General features: G+C 41.5%; 16 protein-coding genes. 8 read left to right on the top strand and 8 right to left on the bottom strand.

The features are described from left to right. Positions 1–336: 336 nt before the first annotated feature. From R8P61_12825 to R8P61_12815, 3 genes are all read right to left on the bottom strand, one after another. Positions 337–1,743, bottom strand: coding sequence for an exopolysaccharide biosynthesis polyprenyl glycosylphosphotransferase (locus tag R8P61_12825; GenBank protein MDW3647943.1), 1,407 nt, complete (start codon positions 1,741–1,743; stop codon positions 337–339). Positions 1,744–2,002: 259 nt separating this feature from the next. Then, the gene (locus tag R8P61_12820) at positions 2,003–4,612 is read right to left on the bottom strand and encodes a T9SS type A sorting domain-containing protein (GenBank protein ID MDW3647942.1); all 2,610 of its coding nucleotides are present in this window, start codon (positions 4,610–4,612) and stop codon (positions 2,003–2,005) included. Positions 4,613–4,945: 333 nt separating this feature from the next. Continuing rightward, a complete protein-coding gene (locus R8P61_12815; protein ID MDW3647941.1) occupies positions 4,946–5,938 on the bottom strand; it encodes a N(4)-(beta-N-acetylglucosaminyl)-L-asparaginase in 993 nt (330 codons plus the stop codon). Between the two features lie 135 nt (positions 5,939–6,073). Between R8P61_12815 and R8P61_12810 the strand changes: the two genes are divergently transcribed. Then, positions 6,074–7,045 carry an ROK family protein gene (locus tag R8P61_12810; GenBank protein MDW3647940.1) on the top strand — a complete coding sequence of 324 codons (972 nt, stop codon included), beginning with the start codon at positions 6,074–6,076 and terminating at the stop codon, positions 7,043–7,045. Here the strand turns inward: R8P61_12810 and R8P61_12805 are convergent. Then, positions 7,042–7,899 carry a DUF1460 domain-containing protein gene (locus R8P61_12805; GenBank protein MDW3647939.1) on the bottom strand — a complete coding sequence of 286 codons (858 nt, stop codon included), beginning with the start codon at positions 7,897–7,899 and terminating at the stop codon, positions 7,042–7,044. The two genes, R8P61_12810 and R8P61_12805, sit on opposite strands and share 4 nt — an antisense overlap. A gap of 279 nt (positions 7,900–8,178) precedes the next feature. Here R8P61_12805 and R8P61_12800 point away from each other — a divergent pair, with 279 nt between their 5' ends. The 4 genes from R8P61_12800 to R8P61_12785 all read left to right on the top strand — a co-directional run bounded on the left by R8P61_12800 (position 8,179) and on the right by R8P61_12785 (position 14,727). Beyond that, positions 8,179–9,441: an aminotransferase class I/II-fold pyridoxal phosphate-dependent enzyme gene (locus tag R8P61_12800; GenBank protein MDW3647938.1), complete on the top strand. Its 1,263-nt coding sequence runs from the start codon at positions 8,179–8,181 to the stop codon at positions 9,439–9,441. Positions 9,442–9,630: 189 nt separating this feature from the next. After that, positions 9,631–11,352, top strand: coding sequence for a PAS domain-containing sensor histidine kinase (locus tag R8P61_12795; GenBank protein MDW3647937.1), 1,722 nt, complete (start codon positions 9,631–9,633; stop codon positions 11,350–11,352). A 52-nt stretch (positions 11,353–11,404) separates the two neighbouring features. Beyond that, positions 11,405–11,794, top strand: a complete 390-nt coding sequence (locus tag R8P61_12790; GenBank protein MDW3647936.1) for a response regulator — start codon at positions 11,405–11,407, stop codon at positions 11,792–11,794. A 191-nt stretch (positions 11,795–11,985) separates the two neighbouring features. Beyond that, positions 11,986–14,727: a hypothetical protein gene (locus tag R8P61_12785; protein MDW3647935.1), complete on the top strand. Its 2,742-nt coding sequence runs from the start codon at positions 11,986–11,988 to the stop codon at positions 14,725–14,727. Positions 14,728–14,793: 66 nt separating this feature from the next. Here R8P61_12785 and R8P61_12780 read toward each other — a convergent pair whose 3' ends face one another. Beyond that, entirely contained in the window at positions 14,794–16,011 is a 1,218-nt protein-coding gene (locus R8P61_12780) for an IS256 family transposase (GenBank protein ID MDW3647934.1), read from the bottom strand. 128 nt (positions 16,012–16,139) lie between these two features. On the opposite strand from R8P61_12780, the gene R8P61_12775 reads away from it, so the two are divergent. Further along, the gene (locus tag R8P61_12775) at positions 16,140–16,946 is read left to right on the top strand and encodes an ankyrin repeat domain-containing protein (GenBank protein MDW3647933.1); all 807 of its coding nucleotides are present in this window, start codon (positions 16,140–16,142) and stop codon (positions 16,944–16,946) included. A 136-nt stretch (positions 16,947–17,082) separates the two neighbouring features. After that, positions 17,083–17,289 (top strand): hypothetical protein, encoded by a 207-nt coding sequence (locus R8P61_12770; protein MDW3647932.1) that lies wholly within the window; start codon positions 17,083–17,085, stop codon positions 17,287–17,289. A 4-nt stretch (positions 17,290–17,293) separates the two neighbouring features. Here the strand turns inward: R8P61_12770 and R8P61_12765 are convergent, their stop codons facing one another. Together R8P61_12765 and R8P61_12760 are read right to left on the bottom strand one after the other, a co-directional pair. Continuing rightward, complete coding sequence (locus R8P61_12765; protein ID MDW3647931.1) at positions 17,294–19,492, bottom strand: helix-hairpin-helix domain-containing protein; 2,199 nt, start codon at positions 19,490–19,492, stop codon at positions 17,294–17,296. 4 nt (positions 19,493–19,496) lie between these two features. Further along, complete coding sequence (locus R8P61_12760) at positions 19,497–20,363, bottom strand: hypothetical protein (GenBank protein MDW3647930.1); 867 nt, start codon at positions 20,361–20,363, stop codon at positions 19,497–19,499. Positions 20,364–20,516: 153 nt separating this feature from the next. On the opposite strand from R8P61_12760, the gene R8P61_12755 reads away from it, so the two are divergent. After that, positions 20,517–21,827 carry a folylpolyglutamate synthase/dihydrofolate synthase family protein gene (locus R8P61_12755; protein MDW3647929.1) on the top strand — a complete coding sequence of 437 codons (1,311 nt, stop codon included), beginning with the start codon at positions 20,517–20,519 and terminating at the stop codon, positions 21,825–21,827. A 17-nt stretch (positions 21,828–21,844) separates the two neighbouring features. On the opposite strand, the gene R8P61_12750 is transcribed toward R8P61_12755, so the two are convergent. Further along, positions 21,845–23,011, bottom strand: a complete 1,167-nt coding sequence (locus tag R8P61_12750; GenBank protein MDW3647928.1) for a malectin domain-containing carbohydrate-binding protein — start codon at positions 23,009–23,011, stop codon at positions 21,845–21,847. Positions 23,012–23,074: the final 63 nt, after the last annotated feature.

The following is a 23,074-nucleotide window of genomic DNA, read 5'->3' as shown; positions in this document are numbered from 1 at the left end:
TTGAGTCTAAGCTGTTATCAGGCGTATATCCAATATTTGCCAAAAACATTGGAACGACTCATTTAGCGTATGTATCGCCTTAAAATTTTTAAAAGAATTTAAAAGGAAAGAACGAACCCAGTGTATTAACTCTGCATTTTAAGTGCCAAGAAACGCAATTTGAAATTTTTCACAAGTAATCCTTCCTGAATAGTAAGGCATTATGTGTGAACCGCGGGCATACATTCATTATTGGTTTTGATAATTTTGAAGATTTAGAAATAAATCAAACTTTCAGACGCTTTTTAAAACTCCTTCCTACATCAAAATAAATATTACGCGCTAGTGGAAATTTAGCTAGAATGCATTTTTTCGAGTTTTTCTGCCGAAGACCGTCAGAAAAATAATCTTGATATCCATGAGGAAGCTCCAGTTTTCGATATACCAGAGGTCATGTCTAACTCGCTCCTTTTTCTGCTCTGAGGTCTCTGTAGGGCCTCTCCAGCCATTTACCTGGGCCCAACCTGTGATGCCGGGCTTTACATAATGGCGGATCATATAATCGTTTACGATCTTCCTGAAATCATGCTGTAAGTTGACGCGGTGGGGCCTCGGGCCGACTACGCTCATGTCGCCTTTAAGGACATTCAGGAATTGGGGTAGTTCGTCCAGATCGTATTTCCTCAGGTATTTTCCAATCTTTGTAATTCTCGGGTCGTTCTTGACGGTGGACTTAGTTCCATTATTCGGATCATCATTCACCTTCATGGTTCGAAATTTATAACACTTGAAATTACCTCCTGCTTCCCCTTTTCTTAAAGGTGTATAGAAAATAGGCCAACCGGTTTCCAAAAATACCAGAAGTCCTATAATCAGGTAAATCGGAGAGAGGAATACTAGGACACAAAATGAAAAAACTATGTCAAAGACTTTCTTAAGAAAAAAATTGTTGAAATTATCCAGGGGTATTCTTCGTATTTGATATACCGGAAGGGTATCAAAGGTGTAGGATTTTACTTTTGTTCCATAACTGGGAATGTCTGGAATCACATTTACTCTCACACCTCTGAAATCTGCAACTTCTATGGCTTTCTTAATTTCATCTTCCCGTTTGGCAGGAAGGGTTATGACTATTTCGTCTATGGGTTTTGTGTCAAGTATATTGGCTAAATCTTGTATGGTTCCCAGGTAATGGGCCTGATGCTCATTTGCAAAACTCTGCTCGTCATCCAGATACCCTATGACTCCATACCCTAAATGCTTATTGTTCTCCGTAAAATCAAAGACTTCCTTTCCTTTATCCCCATATCCAAGTACCAATAAGCGAGATCCAAAAGGTGAATCCCTTTTTTGTCTCCTTTTGAAGACCTTATGGAGTGTCATGAAAACAAAGAGGTTCAAAACGGAAAACATCACGATAGGCCCCAGGATCAGAACCTTATTTATATCACCTATACCAGAGAGTATTACCAAAACGGAAGTAATTCCGAGAAAGGTTAGAGAATTGATGATGTGCTGTACACACCTTGCCTTGATGTTTTTGCTGGCATATAGTTCAGAAGGACCATAATATAATATGGTCAAGCCCCAACTAATGTTGTAAATAATCAGCAATGAGAAGTAAGCTGAATTGCCTGCAATTGTAGCCGCACCTGTGAAAAATTCAGGTCTGGCTATATACAGACTGACTAATGCGCATACGTTTAAGAGCAGAAACTCTAATACCAGATACGTAAATACGATCCTTTGTTTCTTGACAATCATCTCCGAGAGCTAATAAATGTAGTGGTCTTCTATTGAAACACAGGTTAAAGCTGGAATTAGCGTCGGGGATTGATATTTAGTTTTCCTAAGGATGAGGAAGCAAATACTATTCCACGATATGATATAATCAGGGAGTTCGGTATTCCTATAAATTATCTGCTTAATCATATCCCCTAAAAGTCCCTTATTATTCATTATAAATAAAAGAAAGGCCATGTGTTTTATAACATGGCCTTTCTTTTATGGACTGGGAACTTATTTATCTATTGACATATATTTTTTGTGCCAGGCTTTTCTCATATCCATCAGGATCACTAAGGGTAATATAGTACATTCCTTCCAGCAAAGAAGAGGTGTCTATGGAAATACTTTGCTGTAATTCTTCCTTCCCTAAATTCTTTTGATAGAGGACTCTGCCTAAGATGTCCCTGATCTCCAATTTGCTATTATTTGCAGAATACCAGTTTATATCCACCATTAATTGTTCACCTGATTTAACCGGAACAGGATAAGCTGCAATAGAATTATTTAGATCAGAGGTAAAACCTACTTCTAGGGTCGCAGAGTAGGAAAATTGGCCATCTATATCCGTCTGTCTAATTCTGTAATAATTCTTATCAGAGTTAGGACGTAGGTCAGAAAATTTATATTCTCTCAGTCTTCGGGTATCTCCTCTGGAGGGAAGTTGTGCCAGGCTCTCGAAAGCCACTCCATCTATGGAGCGTTCCACGCTGAAATAATCATTGCCTTGTTCCATTCCTACATTCCATACCAAATCGACTTTGGCATTTGCGGGATCCGGAATCCCATAAAAGTCTGTAAACTCAACGGGAAAAGTACCGGGATTCCCACTTCCTGTTGTAAATTCTACCTGATCAAAGACGACTTCATTCAATACGTTATTGTTGTGCGATGTTGAAGCGATACCCAATAAGACCTGGTCGGGTACATCAATATTGGCCGTACCAACAAGTTCCCAGTTTACTCCATCAACAGAATAGTAACCATAAAAATCCTTATCTCTTCTGGTCAGTCTGATCCAATGAGGAAAAGTAAATTCGGCAGATTCATTGAGGATACCAATGGTTTCATCAGCAGTGTTGTCTCTATGTTGAAAGGACCACCTACGACCTGCGGTACTTGCTATAAACGCATTTTTGGCATTCGCATCAAGACTTTCTCGTATCATAAGGCCTGCTTTTGCCCAGGGATCACTTTCCCCTATACTTAGAATACGAGCTGATAATTGCCAATCACCTAGCATAGGTTGATATACATAGTAAAATTGATCTTCACTGCTCCAGATATCTGATCCTGAAGCTGAAATGCTCAGCTGGTCTCCATTTGCACAAGCCTCTCCTGCTATTGCAACAGAACCTACATCTTGTCCTTCCCATCCAGCAGGAATGTTACAGGCTGTTCCTCCGCCTCCTGGAATGCTGGTTTTTACTTCGCTGATTGTTGTACTATTGAGAGAAGTTTCGTCATGACTTGTGGCTGCGACTCCGACATATAATTGGCCTTGCATAGCGATTTCAATCGAATCAACCAGATTCCAATTTTGTGCGTCTGTGGATTGATAGCCATAGAATTTGTTTCCTCTTTTTTCCAACTTTACATAATGCGATAAACTGACACTGCCTTCTTCGCTTCTTGTACTTCGGGTAGAGTCCAAGACTGTGGTTCTTCTTTGGAAAGTATAGCGACCTTGCTGGGTAATGCCCATGAAAACGTTTCTGGCATCTCCTCCCAAACCTTCCCTGATCATGACTCCCCCTTTTGCCCAAAAATGAGAATCTCCTATACTGAGAATTCGGGCTTCAATGTCAATGTCACCATCCAGGCTTTTATAGACGTAGAAGAATTCATCTCTTGTATTCCAAATGTCTGAACCTGCTGCTCGAATATCCCAGATCGAATTTTCTTCGCAAACTTCTCCCTGAATAGCAGGTCCTCCAATGTCTCCAAATTGCCAGTTTTGAGGAGGGTTGCCGGAGCAGGTATCCACAGGCAATGGTCCAGGTCCCGGACCCGGTCCTGGATTGGGATTGCCATCATTGAGATCTTCTGTAGTGAAGTCTGCCAGGTTTACCTCATAATTATAGCTGGTCTTGGTATAATCATGGTAAACAAAAGACACCTTGGTATTGCCGGAGTTGATTTGATCCTGTCGATTTGCTGAATTATGAAGCCCATGAGGATATAGTCCAAATTGAGACCAGGTACCTTGCGTAGAACCCAGAGTATTTACGCCATCTCTTTCATCCAGGGTTTCGCCATTCAAGCTCACTTTATATTTGCCGGTATTTCCTCCGGAGTAAATGATGATTTTAAGATCATTGATTGGCTTGAGAAATTTTCCCAATCGCTTTCTTCTTCCGAATGCTACTACCTGTAGGTCACTGGGAACTGCATTGCTGAACTGATTAGCTCCTGTAAGCTCTACCTCGATATCGGGTCCATCATTGTCGCGATTAAAGCGTTGAAAGATGGTAACCGGCCCATATAAATCAGGTAAGTCTTCTACGGTAAATCGTGCATGATATACAGTGGAAGTTCCTGAGGCTGGATAAGTGTTGATATTTTGTTCTCTTAGTTCTGAACGATAGGTCACATTAAAGGGGCCTGGATCATTGCCTACATCAAAAGTAAGTCGAACTCCCTCTGAAGTACCTTGCATCCGATAGGAGGGCAATTCAAAAGTCGTTCTGACAAAATCCCCGTCATTGTTTAGGAGATTTGCATTATACCCCCTGAAATCGATCGTTTGAGTTCCATTTTGTCCCTGACTTTGAAGACAGCTAACACAAATTAGAGATAGGAGAACCAAAAGTAGCCTTGAGCAAGTTTCTCTCTCGGTTGTGATCATAATGAGTGAGTCGCCTTGTGCAGAATTTTTTCTGCGTAATTAAGTTTTTTCTTACTGGCAGGGTCTAGTGATTTATCCCCTGCCACAATATTAAGCAAGAAGAATCGAAATACTAGAATCGATGTTAGGAATGACGTATTTCCGTAATTTTATTTTTTTGTAAACAGATTAAATGCGAAATATATACTCTTTGGCTTATGAAAAAATCGGCATATTTGTCTGTCAGTCAGTGGGTTTCGTTATGGGTCAATATCCCTTTGATCAATTGTGAATTAAATAATACTTGTAAGAAAAGAAGGGGAAAGTTGAACTCTTACCAAATGCGCAAAAAACCTATACTTTACTTTTTGCGCGTATCATTACATTCTCATTCTCCTGATCATATACTGCATAATCAAAACCCTTCTGGATGCAATAAGATCCATGTTCTCCCGCTTTGTTAAGAGCAAGAAAGCCTACCTGTATTTCTTTCCAATCCGGATTTTTGCTAATCACCCGTTCTACTGCCAATCGACAGGCATCTTCTGGTGAATGTCCCTGACGCATAAATTCTACTACTAAAAAACATCCCACTGCACGGATCACGGCTTCTCCCCATCCGGTTGCTGTAGCTGCACCAATTTCATTGTCGACATACAATCCAGCCCCTATAATAGGAGAATCTCCAACTCTGCCATGTAATTTCCAGGCTGCACCACTCGTGGTACAAGCACCCGAAAGATTGCCGGATTCATCCAGGGCAACCATGCCTATAGTATCGTGATTCTCAACATTTATTTCTGGCCGAACATCCTGCTTATTGGATTCAAGCCATTTTCTCCAATCGGCTTCAGCTTCTTCTGTCAATAGGTTCTTTTCTTCAAATCCCTGCTTTTTAGCGAAATCCAGAGCACCCTGACCAACTAGCATTACATGCTGGGTTTCTTCCATCACCTTTCTCGCAACCGAAATAGGGTTTTCTATATTTTGAAGAAAAGCTACAGACCCACAGTCTCCATGCTCATTCATTATACATGCATCCAGACTTACAACTCCCGTACGATCCGGGCGACCTCCTATTCCAACAGTACTTACCTTCGGATCAGACTCTGTGGTCCTCACTCCTTGTTCAACGGCATCGAGGGCATTACCTCCTGTACCCAATACTTGCCAGGCTGAGGCATTGGCGGCTAATCCATGTTCCCAGGTAGAAATTACTATGGGTTTGTTTTGCACTTTGGGCTTATTCGCTGTTGGACTTTTTTCAGTTTCGCAGGAAGTCAAGCCCATAGCTGCCAATAAGCTGCTTAGGCCACCGATTTTCAGGAAGTGTCTTCGATTCGTCATAGTTTTAATAAAGATTCTAAATAAAGGAATTTTGTTGTTTATTTGAACTCGCGAAACTTGAGTTCTACAGGTGAAGTCGACCTGTTTTGACGAAAGGCTCGCAGCAAAAAACAGAACGGAAATTCGCAAAAATTTATGAAAGAAGTTGCAATAGGAATCGATATAGGTGGAACGAATACCAAATATGGTATTGTCGATAGAAATGGTAAGCTTCTGGCAGATAGTTCTCATCCCACAGTTTCACATAAAAACATTGAGGATTATATAGATGCTTTGATTGATGCCATCCTGAATTTGAGTAAATCCATAGGGGAGGAACTTGATATAAAAGGGATTGGGATTGGTGCTCCTAATGCGAACTATTTCACTGGTACTATAGAATATGCTCCGAATCTTCCCTGGAAAGGAGTGATTCCCCTGGTGGAAATGATTAAGGAACGTTTGAATACCCATGTTTTCATTACCAATGATGCCAATGCTGCTGCCATTGGCGAGAGGGTCTATGGAGCTGCGAAGGGCATGGATAATTTTGCAGTAGTTACGCTGGGAACCGGAGTGGGAAGTGGATTTGTTAGCAATGGAAAACTCATCTATGGACATGATGGATTTGCAGGAGAGTTTGGGCATGTAACTGCTGTTCGAGGCGGAAGGGCTTGCACCTGTGGGAAAAGAGGTTGTGTGGAAACTTATGCTGCTGCCAGAGGTTTGGTGCTGACGGTTCAGGAGGAACTGGCAGCTACCCAGGACGATACCAAACTAAGACATATCCTTGCCGAGAAATTGACTCCCAAAGATATCTTTGATGCGGCAGAGGCTGGAGATCAAGTGGCGAAACATGCTTTTGAATATACAGGCAAAATATTAGGAGAATCCCTGGCAGACATGGTGGCATTTCTAAGCCCCAAAGCAATCTTTATATTCGGAGGAGTAGCAAAGGCCGGTGATTGGATTCTTGAGCCAACCAAAAGGCATATGGAAAGAAACCTACTCAAGATTTATAAAAATAAAATAGATATCATTCCTTCCGGACTCCCGGATAGTGATGCTGCTATTCTGGGAGCCAGTGCCCTGGTTTGGGACGAATTGGGGCTTGAAGAATTGGTTTAGACAGCCTCCTGCAATCGACAAACAATAATCCCTGATTGAGATTTACTTCTTTGCAAGTAATCTGCAAGAGGTACAGAAGTAATCTCTACCATTTTCGAACGGGTGGAGGCATGAAGCATATGGATTCTTCCATTCTTTTTATAAGCCATTCCGACATGTGAGACATCCAGCCCCTTGATAGTGGTAGTTATTGTAAGCAAATCTCCACTTTGAATCCCGGACTCTAAACTTGCCAATTTTGCTTTGGGAATGTAGAATCTCTTTTTCTGATTGAGTTGTACTTCTATTTCCTTAATGTTTTCAAAGTATTCATCAGAAGCTAACTGTTTATAGGCAGATCTGTGGGTAGACATAAAATTGATCTGCTTATTGTAAGGTTCTCCTCCAATATCTGCAGTAATGTCTTTTACAATTCCTTTAGCCTCATTATTGGAAATCCATTCTGTGAAATAATGTAGACGAGAAGCGTATGATTGCATACGTCCATCTCTGTATCGCAAAAATTCCAATTCTTTCTGAAAAGCCTCAAAATCAAGCTTTCCTTTTTTCGCTAAGCGGGAAAAAACCACCACATTTTCCATAAAAGTTGTGCAGTCAAGTCCCTGTAAATCTATTACCAATTGTTCTTCAGTTCCGACTTCCAAAGTCCCACCTACATAGGGAGTACCCAAAAAGTTTTTCCCCACCTGAATGGCGATTTCCTGAATGTTCTGATCAGCTGTCACGGCCTTCAACTTATTCAATTGAGATTCGCACAAATCTTTATTGGCTTTGGTGCAATAGGTCTGTGCTTGGGAAAGGCCAGGAAAAAGGAGGGGGAATAGGCAAAGAGAAAGCAGTAAATAATTTCGCATGGGCTAAAAGTAGGGATTTCGTTTTGAAAAAAATAATGTCGAAAAGGCAGCTTTTTGGATAAAATCGAAGACTAAATACCTGCGAAAAGCTATTATTTCTGAATTCCGTAATTGGTACAAAGTTTTTTTAAAATGGGCGAATTAGAGTGCTAGGAGCCTTTTATTATCGATTTTTTCTAGTACAAATGCTTCATTTTGGTACTTAATACTGGCAGCTAAAGGAATAGATTTGGATGAGGAATAAACGAAATATCATATTCACTTTAACCTAAGCAAACAATGAGCAAAAGTAAAACAGCCCAGTCTTTAGAAGCTATAGATGAATCTGTTAGCCGGGCTTCAGAATTAGGTCTCATTCACCTCACAGCTGAAGATTATGCATTAAACGGGAGAACGATAAACATAAAAGGAAAAGACCTTATCAACTTTGGTAGCTGTAGCTACCTGGGATTAGAAATTGAAGAGAGTTTAAAACAAGGGGCAATAGACGCAATTTTAAGATACGGAACCCAATATTCATCCTCTCGAGCATATGTATCGATCGGATTATATGAAGAAGCGGAGAAATTATTAGAAAGCATTTATAAACGGCCGGTTATTCTGGCAGCCTCAGTGACTCATGGGCATTTATCCAACCTTCCAGTTCTGATAGAAGATGAAGATGCTGTAATTCTCGATTATCAGGTTCATGCTTCTGTTCAAATGGCAGCAAACCTTTTGAGAATCCGTGGGATCAGAGTTGAGCTTGTACGACACAATAATATGGATATGCTTGAAAGCAGAATCCAGAAACTGAGTGCCACGCATAAAAGAATATGGTATTTGGCAGATGGTATCTATTCTATGTATGGAGATTTTGCCCCTATGGATAGGCTTACGGTCTTATTGAACAAGTATGATCAATTTCATTTGTATATCGATGATGCCCATGGATCTAGTGCATTTGGTGAAAACGGGAGTGGCTACGTCAATAGTGTGCTACCCTATCATGAAAGATTATATCTGGTAGCTGGGATGGCTAAAAGCTTTGGAGCTGCAGGAGGTATACTGGTTTATCCAAATGAAGAAAGTCGTCGCAAGGTTAAAACCTGTGGAGGAACCATGATTTTTTCCGGTCCCTTGCAACCTGCAAATCTGGGGGCAATAATTGCTAGTCTCAAACTTCATATGGGATCAAGATTGCCAGAACTCCAGCAAAGACTCAGAAATAAAATAGCTTATTTCAATTTACGGGCGGAAGAACTGCAGGTACCCGTATTCTCTGAATCGATTTCTCCTATATGTTTTATCAATGTAGGGCTACAGTCTGTCGGCTATAAAATTGTGGACAGACTTCAGCAAAATGGATTTTTTGTCAACCTGGCCGTTTACCCCAGTGTGCCTAAGAAGAATACCGGTGTTAGAGTTGCCATAAGTAATCATATTACCTACAAAGATGTAGATGCACTTCTGCAATGTGTGGCCGAAGAACTCCCCAAAGTTTTGAAAGAAGAGAATTCATCTATGGAGGATGTTTATGAAGCATTTAAAGTAAAGACTTAAGGTGCCTGCTAAAAAATAATTTCCCGTTTATTCCCCGTTATTTTGCCGAAGAAATTTTTTCTTCGGCTTTTTTTAGTTGAATTCTAATAATTCATTTCATCTCCTAAATTTCTATCTGTTAGGAAATCCAGTTTTCGTTCTTTCTAAATGATACTCACGAAATTATCTTGATGGATCAAGAAAGTATGGATGAACATAATTAAGCAAATCTGGAATGCTCTTTCCAATGTAGGCGTTAGAGAAGGATTGCTATCTGGTGAAGCAAAAAGAACCAAATTGTTAAACAGAATAGCATTTATTGGAAGTTTGTTAAATCTTCCCCATGTCTTCCATTATTTTGATTTGGGGATAGAAGTTGCTGCCTGGAGTCAGATGGCTACTGTAGTAGCATTCCTCTTAACTATGCTCTGGAACCATAGAGGTTATCTTATTTTTTCTAGATTTTGGTTTCTAATTGTAGGGAATATTTCTGTATTTCTTACAAGCTCTTATATGGGCTTCGAAAGCGGAGACCATTTAGCATTTTTTCTGCTGGTCCTACTTATTTTTACCCTGTTCGATGTAAAGGAAAAAGGAAAGATCATCTTTTTGGTGATGGTAACATTTGCCTTTATTGGCTTGATGGAAGCCTATGATCATCGGATTTTTGGAGATCCCATTACAAGTATGGATGAGCGAACCGCAACCTATTTAGGTAATTTTATAATTGCCATCCTAATAGGTATTGCAATAGCACTTTATTTCCAATCTCTTTCCGATAAACAGGTCGATGAAATTATTTTTGCTGCACAGCAGGAATTGAAAGCTGTTTTCAATAATTCCTTTGATGCCATTTTTATCGCAGACCTCAATGATCACAAAATCATTGAAAGCAACGCTCGCTCACTGGAGCTATTTGATCTGGATAGATCCGGGAGTTTTGAAGGCGAGAAAATACAAGCTTTAATGAAAAATCCCTATAATGCGCAAGGATTGGAAGAAATCAATTATCGTCTGATCAATGATGAGAAATGGAGTTGGGAGCGTGAATTTGTGACCCGGGACAATAGGATCTTTTGGGGTAGTATGGCTTATACCTTCGTTAAATATGGAGAAAAACAGCAACTTCTCCTGCGGATTACAGATATCACGGAGAGTAAGGAATTTGAGCAAAAACTAATATTCGAAAAAGAAAGAGCAGAATCAGCCACGATTGCAAAAGCTCATTTCCTCAATAATATGAGTCACGAGATTCGAACGCCTATAAATGGAGTAATCGGCCTCGCTGAAATCATTTCTGCAGAATACGGTGAAAATGAAGAAGAACTCAATATGTATGCAGATCTACTGCTGGAATCCGGTCAGAGATTGCTTCGTACCATAGGATCAATTTTGGATCTTTCAAATCTGGAAACCTATGAAGCAGAAATGCCCACCAGCCAGGTTTGTTTAAACCAAGTGCTAGAATCTACCTGCAAAGAATTTGAAAGTCAGGCGGTTGAGAAAAACGTTGAACTCAAGGTGAGGGAAATGGATCGTATCTATTATGTGGAATCCGAACTGTCTCTTTTACAGAAAGTCATGGAGCATATCATAGGAAATGCTGTGAAGTTTACCGAAAATGGAGAAGTTGAGACCTGGATCGAAGCATTTGCTGAGGAAGGTTCTAATAAGGCCTTTTGGGATATTAAGATCAAAGATACGGGTATCGGAATGAGTGAAGACTTTGTAAGCAAAAAACTCTTTATGAAGTTCGAACAAGAGAGTGAAGGACTGGACAGAAACTATGAAGGAGCTGGACTGGGTTTGTCTTTGGTAAAGCGAATCATCGAACTTTTGAAAGGTCAGATTTTCGTGGAAAGTCAACAAGGAGAAGGAAGTATATTTACCGTTAGATTACCTGGATTTTCGGCTAGTAGAATTCAGAAATAAAATGGAAATTGGAAATAAACACTAAAGAAAAATTTCCTTAGACAAAAAATCCATGAATAAAGCTAACGTCCTCATAGTCGAAGACAACAAAATCAACGCACTTGTTCTTACCAAAACCATTCAGAGTTTATGCAGTTGCAAGCATGTTGTTAATGACAAACAAGCATTTGCGGCTGTTGAAGAGAATGACTTTGATCTGATTTTTATGGATATCAATTTGGGCAGCAACAGCCTGGATGGTGAAGGGATCATGAAAGTGATCAAGAGTGATCCTAAAAATAGTCACATCAAAATTATGGCTGTTACCAGTTACGCAATGCCCGGTGACAAGCAAAGATTCCTGGATGCAGGCTTCGATGCCTATTTCTCCAAACCCATCAATAAACAAGCGATTATAGAGGGCGTAAAGGAGATTTTTGGATCTTCCCAGGTACCTGCATAATTATCCATAAGACGAAACATTTCAATTAATCACAATTCTGCTAAACGGTTCATTATCTGATTTTTGCCGGATAGGATGAGATAGGCCCCATTCTTGCAGGTAGTACTAGTATGATTCTTTTGCTTTTCTATTTTTGATTGAGCAAAGGTTGAATGTATTACCCAAAAGCCATTGGCTAAGCTACCGTCCTGATGAAATTAGATTATTTCGTTTCTCTTGCTAATGAAATTTGTGTTAGGGACCTCAGATTGAAAAAACTTATCTCCAACTCCTATCGGGTTGGTTCCTTTCCATTTTCTGCTACTGCATTCCGTGCAGTTTTACAAAACTTTATCCCCGAACATCTCGGCCTGGGTCAGGGTGTCGTTATGGGTGCCGATGAAAAGAATTTTCTCTCGGAGATTTTACTATATAAAAAGAACAGCTTCCACTTGTACAAAGAAGGGGAATTGCTGGTGCTACCTGCTGAAGCAATTTTAGCTTCAATCATTATTCGTTCCGATTTGAGTTCTGTTAATTCCAATCTGGATGATTGGTTGGCACTCAGCAAAGAAATCTCTGGCTTCAGTGCATACTTTAGTTGGGATTCCGGAGTGTTGGGATTGGACCGGGCTGAAGCTTTGCTCAATCAGGAAAAAGAATACCTGGGAAATACCCTTTTGGTTCCCAATCCTGAAAGCATATTGGCTCAGGATGAAGAAAGTCTCAGATGGGACCAAGTCAGACTCACTGATTTTCTGGCATGCGATAATCCTGCACTGGCAGCTTTGTTGTATCGCCTACATGAGTTCCTTATTAGTCATCCATATTTACAGGAAGCTCAAGAGGCTTTCCTGGCACCTTCCTTTACAAATGAAATTGAGCCAGTAAAACTTGCTGCTATTGCAGATATTCCCAATCAAGAAGTAGCAGAATCAGAGCTTAGCAAGGAAGAGGTTGTTGATTCTCCGATCTCGGAGGATGAAACGGTTTCAAAATTACAGGATTTCACGGCTTCTCAGCTGTTTTCTGTGAATGAAGAGTTTGGCAAAGAGGAAGAGGAAGAGGAAGAGGAAGAGGAAGAGGAAAAAGAGGAGATTCTTAGCGCCAAAGAAGAAACAAAAATCCCCGAGCATGTAAAAAGTGAAACGGAAGAGACGGAAGAGACGGAAGAGACGGGAGAGATGGAAGTTATTTCTAAAGAAGAAGAAATAGCTCCAATTGCTTATTTGGATAGCGTGCTTGAATCTGAGTCTACCCAAGAAAAAACTCCGGAAGAAGGACTGAAAACTGAGAAAGTTGGAAAGTCCGAGGAAGAAATTCTTCCTGTCGATGATTTGGAAAAAGCTGAATTAGCAGAAAAGGAGGTAAAGCAAGAAGAGAAGATTTTATCGAGTCCTCTTCTCGAAGAACCTGGGTCTACAGATGAGCAAGTCGATGTGATTGAAGCTGAGACTAAGACAGAAGAAGAAAGGGAGGAAGATGAAAATTCAGAGGAAGAAAAGCTGCTAGAAAATATAGAAGAAGAAGTTAAAGTAGAAGAGGAAATTTTCAGTAAAACAGAAGAAGTTTCCGAAGAGGAGATAGCTGAAATTGAATCCGAAGTAATAGAAGAAAAAGAGACTTCAGAGGACTTGATTGCTGACTTAGTTTCCCTAGAGGAAGCTAAAGAAGGTCAGAAAATAGACTTCGTCTCAGGTATGCCTATTGAGGATTTCGATAGCAGCCCTGAAGAGGATCATATTACTCCTATTAGTACGGATCTGGATTCAGTGGATACCCCTAAAGATCTAGTCTCTGAATCAGAAGCTGAAAAGCAGATAGGTGATTTGATTAAATCGGAAGATGAAGCTACAGAAATAGAAGAAGCTGCGGAAATAGAAGAAGCAGCGGAAGAAGAAGTAGAAGCAGTAGAAGAAGCGGTAGAAGAGCTAGGAAAAGAAGCCGATGTAGTTGTATTAGAAGAAGCTGCGGAAGAAGAAGTAGAAGCAGTAGAAGAAGCGGTAGAAGAGCTAGGAAAAGAAGCCGATGTAGTTGTATTAGAAGAAGCTGCGGAAGAAGAAGTAGAAGCAGTAGAAGAAGCGGTAGAAGAGCTAGGAAAAGAAGCCGATGTAGTTGTATTAGAAGAAGCTGCGGAAGAAGAAGTAGGAGCAGAAACAGAAACAGTAGAAACTGCAGAGAGAGAAGAAAAATTAGAGCCTGAGATAGTTGAGAAGGCCGAGGAAGAAATTCTTCCAATCGCTGAAGTAGAGAAGGTTGAATTGGCGGAAGAAAAGGAAGAAGAGCCGATTCCTTCGAGTCCATTAATCGATGAGCTTGAATCTGAAGAAGCGCAAGTCGATGAAATTGAAGCCGAAACTAAGCCGGAAGAAAAAACGGAAGAAGATGAAAGCCCTGTAGAGGAACTGATTGAAGATGAATCAGAGGATGACTTGAATTTAGAAGAACTCTTAGCTGATGTTTCTCTTGAAGAAGAGGAAGAAGTTAAAACGGAAGAGGAGTTTCCAGTCCTTGGATCTTCAATTGATGAATCAGAAGAGCTTGAACCGGCTAAAGAATTTCTTTCTGAAGACCTAAGTTTATTTGACGGTACCATCATTGAAGAAATAAAAGAGGGAGAGGGATCTTTTATCGAAAATGAGGAAGAAGAGACAGTAGCTGAACTTGTTGATACTCAGGAAGACTTGTCTGCGGAAGAGACAACTGTCGAAACCGAGGAAACTCTTTCAGCAGAGCAGGCAGAAAGCAATACTGAAACGAAGGAAGATATCCTGGATCCTGTTTCTGAATTGGAAACACTAGAGGAAAAGGATGAAGAGCTATATGCTAATACATTGGAGGAAGAAGAGAAAGCTGCTAGTATTGATCCTGTTCAAAAAAGTACCCTGGCCTCAGAAGTAAAGGCCCTTTCTATGGTAGTGTTTCACCAAGTGTGTCATCGATTAATTGGCTAAACATTTTTTCCGGGAAAAGGCCTTCAAAAAGACCAGGTCTTTTCCTGGGGAAAATGAGCGTGAGGGTCATAAGTCAAGTTTGAGCCTATCGCCAAAGATAATGGATAATTTAGACAAGGTCTGGTTCCAGTTGTGGACAGGCCTTGTCCATTTTTTGGTAACATCATTTTGTACCAGGTAGAGTAATTTCATCAAGCCCTCATCAGAGGTAAAGGCCCCTTTGGTTTTGGTAACCTTCCTTAGCTGACGATTAAATCCTTCGACGATATTTGTGGTATAAATAATCCTACGGATCTCATAGGTATACTGGAAATATTTGCTCAAATGTTCCCAGTTCCTTCGCCAGGAATCGATGATGGCTGGATACTTCTTTCCCCAGTTGGCTTCCAGCATATCGAGGTTGCGCTCAGCCAGATCTAGATTGGAAGCCTGATAGACCGTTTTTAACTCCTTGATAAAGGCTCGGGTATCATTCCAGGCCAAGTACTTCTTCGAGTTACGGATCTGGTGGACGATACACAGTTGAACCTCGGTCTTAGGGAAGATACTTTCGATGGCCTGGGTAAAGCCCGAGAGATTGTCTATGCAAGCAATGAAGATGTCCTCAACGCCTCTGTTTTGTAGGTCTGTGAGCACCTGGAGCCAGAATTTTGAGCTTTCTCCGCCTACTTCTCCCAGATAAAGACCCATAACTTCTTTGTAGCCCTCCTGAGTCAAGCCCAGCACACAATATACCGCCTTGGTTACCACTCGCCCCTCAACACGCACTTTGTAATGGATCGCATCCATCCAAACGATTGGATAAACCGCTTCCAAAGCCCGACCTTTCCATTCCTGCAAAAGCGGCAATACTTTGTCTGTAATCCGGCTAATCGCTGCGGTCGATACTTCCAGGCCATACATCTCTTCGAGATAATCACGGATATTGCCATAGCTTGAACCTCGTGCATAAAGGGCCAGAATCTGACGGTCTATATCTTCTCCCAGGGTTCTTTTGCGCTTGGGAAGTAGTTTGGGAGAGAAGCTCCCATCTCGATCTCTGGGCGGAGAGATTTCAACTTCCCCTAAGGAAGTCTTTACTCGCTTTTTTCCCCGGCCATTTTTTCGATTGCCTTTAGGACCTTCATCTAGATGAGTTTCCAACTCTCCCACTAGACTCTCTTCTAAAAAGTCTTTCAGTAAGGAAGTCAAGGCTCCCTCTTTGCCTAGAAGGCTACCTCCGGATTGTAATTTCTCCCGGGCTTCCTCTTTAAATTTTTCGTAATCAAATTTCTCTTTTGCCATTGTATGTCAAGTTAAGTAGTTTCTAACTTTGACACACTTTGGGAAACAGTCTCCTTTCTATGGATGCTCCTCCTATCCCACGCAAAAGCGGACTTGAAGGGAAATTTGTTCCTAAAAACAGGAGGAATATGAATAAGAAGCGAGCTCCGGGCATGGGACCTATGAAAAATCCTGCTTCTACTCTTAGTCCTAAAGATCGAGCTAGCCTTGACCTCAATAAGCCAGACAGTAAGAGAGCCAAAAAAGCACAATTGTACTTGCAGGAAAATGAACAGGGTAACTATCCGGTTCATCTTGCGGTGATCAACAATGACCTCAAAGCATTAAGGTTGATTTTGAGAGAAGGAGAGCAAACCGAATTGAAAAATAAGAAGGGATATACTCCTTTGCATTTTGCTGCTGAATTGAACCTGATCGAAATTGCCCTGGTTCTGCTTGAGCAAGGTGCCAATGTGAATTCAAGAACCTTTATCTATGATGCCCCTATTCATTTGGCTGTCCTCTTTGACAATCACGAAATGGTTCGGGTACTCATCGAACATGGTGCGGAGGTAGAGGTCAGAAATAATCGTGGGAATACACCCATGCATAGAGCTGCCAGATTTGGAAGCCATAAATCAGCTAAACTTTTGATTGACAATTTTGCTGACATCCACGCCAGAATGGAGAGAGACCTACAACCTTTACACCTGGCAGCCTGGTATGGAAATAGTGAAATGGTCCAGCTTTTTGTAGATGAAGGAGCTGAATTAAATGCGATCAATTCAGATGGAAATACAGCGCTTCATTTCGCTGCTTTCAATGGACAGGTCAAAATCATCAAGACGCTGATCAACAATAAGGCGGATACCAGTATTGAGAACCTGGAAGGGGAAACTTATTTGCAGGGGATCAATGAAGGATATCAGGGACAGATGACAGCAATTTTAAATTAAGTACTTCTTACATTTTTAGTGAGGAGCTTATATTATTTTTCTTATATTTATTTGTCTTCTACAAAATCGAAATAGTGAATGGTTGGCAATTCGCTAAGGGTAAATATTACCATTATCCAACTAATACTATTTCACAATGGCATTCCTCCAATTTTTTTACGCTGATGGTAGCCCTGCATCTGATTTGCAGGTAATTATTAAAAATCCCGGACACTGGGATTATGGACTCACCGATTCTGAGGGACAGGTTTGTATTCCTCATGCCTATGATGTTGGCACCGTGGTCGTCAATGGAAAGGCAGTTTATATGGGGGATCTGTCAGGGACGATTTATTTGCCCTGAACCATCAGAACTTTATCCTCATCTGAACTTTTACTTCACTCCGTGTGTCTCCCTCAATAGAGGAGAGGCCTGATCCTATACTTCTTACATCTTTAAACCGAGACTGAGCCAATCTAAACCAAAATTCCAGATTTCTCGTCGGCTTTGCATTGAATATCAGGTAGTAACGACTACCAGTGCCTCTGTATGCAGGTATTGAAAAGAAGCCCAGAACGTCATTTTCATAGGCATAAATACGGGCATCTGATAAGGGAATGTCGAAGATTGCGTATCTGCCGGTCAGGCGCCATTTAAAGCCAAACTTCCAACTCAAATCCTGGTAAAACAGAACTCCTTTACCCCGATAGGTTCCATTTTCCTGGACGCGTGAATACTCTATACGACTTTTGTATAAAATGTCTCTGCTGATTTTGGTTTGAAAGTGCAGGCGAAATTGATTGCGTTGAAACGGGACGAGATAATTGACTTGAGAAATAGCCTCATTCCGATCTACATTTTGTTCCTGATTGTCGGTCCTAAACCTGGCATAGACCTGGGTTTCCCGATTGGGTTTGTATTCGAGTTGGGCCATATATTCCCATCCACGGGAAGGGTAGTAGGCCCTGAATTTGGCAGTTGGGAAATAAAACTGATCGAAATAGGTATTCAGGCTCCACTTTCGATTGAGGTAAAGCCGCAAGCCCATATATACTCCTGCTTCATTTTGGGCTGCAGTAGGCCGTTCTGCAAATACATAGGCTTTATTGCTGTGAAAATCTTTATCAAACTTTCGGGCCTGTAAAGCGAAGTCTACCTTATTGGAAAGGGAAGACATAAAGCCGCCGACATACCCCATACCGCCAGATAAAGAGCGACCAATCTCTCCAAAGAAATTGAAATTCTTATATACCCAATCCACATCAACTCCACTCACAGCATTAGCTTTTCCTCTGAATGCAAAATTATTATAAGGAGTTTCTGCAGGCATTATCTCACTACCAAATCTTTGTAAATAATGAGTCGCCCCTAAGCGTAAATTCCTCCATCTCCATTCAGCTCTTCCACCTATGATTTGTTCGCGGATGGATTTTCGATTGGCTATTTCTGACAAGGTTCGATGAAAACCACTGGTTTGCAGTGAGGATGCTAGCAGGGCTTCATCATTCAAGGTGTCCCTTGCCTGAATATTGGCATCTATAAATTGGCGGGAGTAAAAGGCGGTCAGGTAAAAATTCTTAATAGCATAGGTGGATGCAAACCCTCGCATAAACTGATTTTCGTTTACGGAGCGATAAGGACTGATACCTTTATTCGGCATTTTTACACTTTTGATCACCTGGGCACCTTTTCCGAATCCCAAGCCTCGAGAGAGGATCATTCCCTGACCAAACTGCAGCGTATAATCCCCAATGACAAGGCTCTTTAGCCTTCCATAATTTTGGATAGCGAGATGAGCAGAAAGAAAATCATACCCATATTTTTTATTTTCAGGATCCCAGTCAAATTGCTCGCCAGCATCTTTTTCACCCACCAGAGCAAAACTTACATATGGATTGTAACGAGCCTGAAAGCGGCTATATACTCGATAGGGAGAACCTGCATATCGGCTGCTCAAACTGGTGTCTGTGCCTATTTGATTGCCATTTTCATCCCGTAACTCCCTAAAGGTAGTATCAGGATCGGTAAATCCCCTTTGTTCTTCAGGAATCCACACCATCCGCTGGATAAATTCAAACTTTAAATTCCGGCCTACCTCATCCAGTGTCGGACCTTTTGGATGCTTAAGCGTTGAAGCAGTATTTTTTACTCCTGCTTCCTGTACGTTTACATAAGGAAATATCTGACGAATAATTTCAGGCCTGAAACCTGCGATGGTTTGCAATTCATATATACTGGCTAGTTTTCCGTATTTCTTGATATGTTCCAAAAGCCTGCTCACCAGAATATCATCCATTCCCGGAAGGATTAGGAGTTCTTCTCTGCTTGCATTATTTAGATTAAGGCCTTTTTGTAAATACGCCTCCAATTGATCGCTGAGGTAAGAATAATCAACCTGGTCTTCACTATCTATATTTTGAAAAAGATCTTCTACGGCTTGTTCAAACTCGGTATTTTCAAGCTCTGTATTTTTTTGTGTAGTATCGATTTGGGAGAATAGGGAACCAGGATATCCTATAAACCAAAGGAAAAGGAAAAAGCAAGTAGAACGGTAAATCTTTTGCATAGAGCTATTTTGCTGACTTCCCAAATCGATAAGAGATGGACAAATGTGGGGAATAACCCAGTCTTTCGGTATAACTGGAGGCAAAATCAGCCTGAAACTCTTTCCAATCTATACCCAATCCGAGGCTGAAACTTAAGGGTTCCGTTCCAACACCTCCTCGAGCTTTCAATACTTCATTGATTTCGTATTCCAGGCCTCCTCTATAGGAAAGGGCATGATCCACATCCTTTACCAGGTCAAAAACCAGTAAGACACGATCACTGGCCGAATAGGCGAGTCCTCCTCTGAGGATACTGGGAATAATTTCTGGAACGCCCTGCACATCCAGTTGCGCACGATTTACATTATATGCGCTAAAGCCGATACTTAGTTCGGAATTTACCTGGGTCTGTATGCCTACCTGCACCAGCAAACTCCCATCATTTCCCTGTTCCTGGATGTTGAGTATGCCATATTTTATACCTGCACCTACACGAATTCGATTCAGAACTTCTATTCCATATACCAGTCCTACACTATTTTCCTGGTAGGCATCAAAACCAAAACTACTTAGAGAAAATCCAAATGCCTGATTGTCAGCAAAGGAAGTTGCAAATCCTGCTTGAGCGAAGTTGAGTTCTGATAGTAAAAATCTCTGTTCGAGGTATACACCGGCTTGAGCGCCATCCATGCCCGCTATTCCGGCAGGATTGTGAAAAAGAGCCCAATAATCTCCACCTACACCCGTATAGGCTTTGCCCATAGCGACAGCTCTTCCGCCACTCGCTGGAGCCTGATCAATTTGTGCCTGTACATGAAAATGGAAAAAAAATATTACTCCAAAGAGTACCCAAAAGCGAATCATTCGGTCAAAATAAAAAATTGTGTTCAATTTGTTGAGCATTCTTAAACCTTACAAGTCCTCAACGTATAGATTACAGAATATTATATATTTCCTTTAGGAAGATGTAATGTGGATGGGAATTATGATTATGTTTCACTAACCAGAGTGCATTGATTTGCAGCTGGAAAAGACCTATTCTTCATGAGTCAAACACATTTCTCAGAGACCCTTGACTACCTCTATTCTTTACTACCTATGTATCAGCGGCAGGGTGCCAAGGCTTTTAAGAAAGACCTTGATAATATCCAGAAGCTGTGTTGGGAACTCGGATTGCCTCAATGGCAATTTCAAAGCATTCATATTGCCGGAACCAATGGAAAAGGTTCTGTAGCTTCCATGTTAAATAGCATCCTGATTGAATCGGGTTTGCTGACAGGACTTTATACGTCTCCTCATCTACTTTCTTTTACTGAGAGAATCCGGGTAAAGGGGAAAGAAATTCCTGAGAAAGAAGTGGTGAAATTTGTAGCCCTTCATCAGGATAAAATCGAAGCTATCTCCCCGAGCTTTTTCGAACTTACCGTAGGAATGGCTTTTGACTACTTCGCAAGGAGAAATATTGACATTGCGGTTATTGAAACCGGATTAGGAGGGCGATTGGATTCTACCAATATCATTTCTCCGGAAATAAGCATTATCACCAATATATCTCTGGATCATCAGAATCTACTGGGAGATACGCTTCCGCAAATTGCTGAAGAGAAAGCCGGTATCATCAAAAAATTTACGCCGGTTGTCGTAGGAGCGGACCAGGAAGAGAGTATGCCTGTATTTCTGGCGAAAGCTGGTGTCGTGGAGGCTCCTTTATTTTGTGCTCAGCACAGGTTTACTTCCAGCCTAAAAAAATGGGAATCCAATCGTCAACTGATCGAGGTCTATGACCGGGAAGAGGACGAAAGCCGGGAATACTGGTTAGATCTGAGTGGGGAGTACCAAATGGAAAACTTGGCAACTGTTCTTATGGCAGTGGAAGTTTTGAGAGAAGACGGTTGGGAAATCCCAGACAAGGCTATCCAAAGAGGCTTGAAAAAGGTGAAATCCAATTCAGGATTGAGAGGTCGAATGGAATTGCTGGAGAAAGAACCTAAAACTTTTGCTGATACGGCTCATAATGAAGCTGGTGTAAAACAAGCCATAGACCAGATAAAAAGCATGGATCATAAAGAACTCCATGTAGTCTGGGGAATGGTATCAGATAAAGACCATGATGATATCCTTCAACTTCTGCCAAAAGATGCCCGCTATTATTGGGTGAGGCCAGATGTGCCTCGAGGATTTGATGCTGCTGCTCTGGCCAGTAAGGCAGCCGGTCATGATCTCTTTGGCGGTATCTTTGACTCGGTGGAAAAAGGCTTAGCCGCTGCACGAAAGGCAGCGGCTAAAGAGGACTTAATCTACATCGGGGGAAGTACCTTCGTTGTCGCTGAAGTTATTCCTGTCTTCGACAGCTAGGATGCTTCCATAATTCCCTATTTCTTAAAGAACTTCTGGGTGATTGATCCTTTTGTTCCTTTGATTCTGAGGAGATAGAGTCCAGCCGGCTGATTCTCGATATCGAGTTCGATGTTTAGCAGGGTGTTTTCTCTGATAGTTCCTTCGAAAGGAGTATCAATCACTCTTCCCTGCAAATCAAGCAGTTGCGCGCTGATCTTCTGAGTCTGGTTGATCTTTAGTTCTACAGAAGCATATGATGTAGCGGGATTAGGATACACCTGACCCAGTGTAAAAGATCCCGGCTCTTCGACAGCAACTTCTACGCTTTGGCTGTAGGCAAAAGCACCGTCGATGTCGATCTGCTTGAGACGGAAGATGTAGCTTCCGGCTTCCATTTGCGGGAGAGAAAATTGATAGCTTTCGATGTTCTGGCTGTTGCCGACTCCTTCTACAAAAGCTGCATTTGTATAGTTGTTTCCATCGGTACTGTACTGTACCTGGAAACCTGCATTATTGAGTTCGGAGGCAGTTTCCCAAAAGAGGTCTACTCCATTCTGTACATTTGTTTTTGCATTGAAGGAGAGAAATTCAACCGGGAAAGCGCTAGCCGCTTCAAGAGAAATTCCGTTGATTTTGGGGTTGTTCATGCCGATGTCCTTGAGTACTACTTCGAGACATCCAGAAGCGTCTGCTGTAACAGAGAAAGTTTTGTCTACCGGGATGTTGTTTCCTCCATTTCCTCCATTGAGGGCATCGGCTTCGGCCCAGATGTCAAAATTGGAGAGGACGGTAGTACCCTGGATGACGATATCAAACTGACGAACACCAGCAGCTTGTATACCTGCATATATTTCCTCAAAGTGAAGGGTGAGGAGCATATCTTCATTGGGAGTAAGGGAACAATAGTTCAAGGCCAAATCTGAATCTCCTTCAGCGAAGAGCTCAGAGCCATACATACAGGCATCGGGGCGAGGCTGATTCATGTGAGAGGCTGGCGCATAGACCTGTAGGTTGTTACCGGAAACGAAGGCATGATCTCCGGGAGCATAATCACCGACGAGATCAACTCCGCGGTCGAAGTTGCCGCAGGTAGAGGTGCTACCCATATTAACATAAAGGGGGAGCTGGGCAGAGAGAGAAGAAGTATTGAAAGAAAGGATGGAAGCCAGGAGGGTGGTAGAAAGAGTAAGTTTTTTGAACATTTGCTTGTTTTATAGTAAGTACCTGATGTTAGAAATTGAGTAGGCAATACGAGAAAACGAAGC

It is taken from the genome of Bacteroidia bacterium (assembly GCA_033391075.1).
Lineage (GTDB): Bacteria > Bacteroidota > Bacteroidia > J057 > J057 > JAWPMV01.
Note: the sequence above shows the minus strand (reverse complement) of the source record. Positions and strands in the feature narration are given on the sequence as shown.

Bases quoted from the DNA above. Each gene is read 5' to 3' on its own strand.
- R8P61_12820 (MDW3647942.1), bottom strand. From the start codon at position 4,612: ATGATCACAACCGAGAGAGAAACTTGCTCAAGGCTACTTTTGGTTCTC.
- R8P61_12775 (MDW3647933.1), top strand. From the start codon at position 16,140: ATGAATAAGAAGCGAGCTCCGGGCATGGGACCTATGAAAAATCCTGCT.
- R8P61_12810 (MDW3647940.1), top strand. From the start codon at position 6,074: ATGAAAGAAGTTGCAATAGGAATCGATATAGGTGGAACGAATACCAAA.
- R8P61_12790 (MDW3647936.1), top strand. From the start codon at position 11,405: ATGAATAAAGCTAACGTCCTCATAGTCGAAGACAACAAAATCAACGCA.
- R8P61_12795 (MDW3647937.1), top strand. From the start codon at position 9,631: ATGAACATAATTAAGCAAATCTGGAATGCTCTTTCCAATGTAGGCGTT.
- R8P61_12780 (MDW3647934.1), bottom strand. From the start codon at position 16,011: ATGGCAAAAGAGAAATTTGATTACGAAAAATTTAAAGAGGAAGCCCGG.
- R8P61_12825 (MDW3647943.1), bottom strand. From the start codon at position 1,743: ATGATTGTCAAGAAACAAAGGATCGTATTTACGTATCTGGTATTAGAG.
- R8P61_12750 (MDW3647928.1), bottom strand. From the start codon at position 23,011: ATGTTCAAAAAACTTACTCTTTCTACCACCCTCCTGGCTTCCATCCTT.
- R8P61_12770 (MDW3647932.1), top strand. From the start codon at position 17,083: ATGGCATTCCTCCAATTTTTTTACGCTGATGGTAGCCCTGCATCTGAT.
- R8P61_12805 (MDW3647939.1), bottom strand. From the start codon at position 7,899: ATGCGAAATTATTTACTGCTTTCTCTTTGCCTATTCCCCCTCCTTTTT.
- R8P61_12785 (MDW3647935.1), top strand. From the start codon at position 11,986: ATGAAATTAGATTATTTCGTTTCTCTTGCTAATGAAATTTGTGTTAGG.
- R8P61_12815 (MDW3647941.1), bottom strand. From the start codon at position 5,938: ATGACGAATCGAAGACACTTCCTGAAAATCGGTGGCCTAAGCAGCTTA.
- R8P61_12755 (MDW3647929.1), top strand. From the start codon at position 20,517: ATGAGTCAAACACATTTCTCAGAGACCCTTGACTACCTCTATTCTTTA.
- R8P61_12800 (MDW3647938.1), top strand. From the start codon at position 8,179: ATGAGCAAAAGTAAAACAGCCCAGTCTTTAGAAGCTATAGATGAATCT.
- R8P61_12765 (MDW3647931.1), bottom strand. From the start codon at position 19,492: ATGCAAAAGATTTACCGTTCTACTTGCTTTTTCCTTTTCCTTTGGTTT.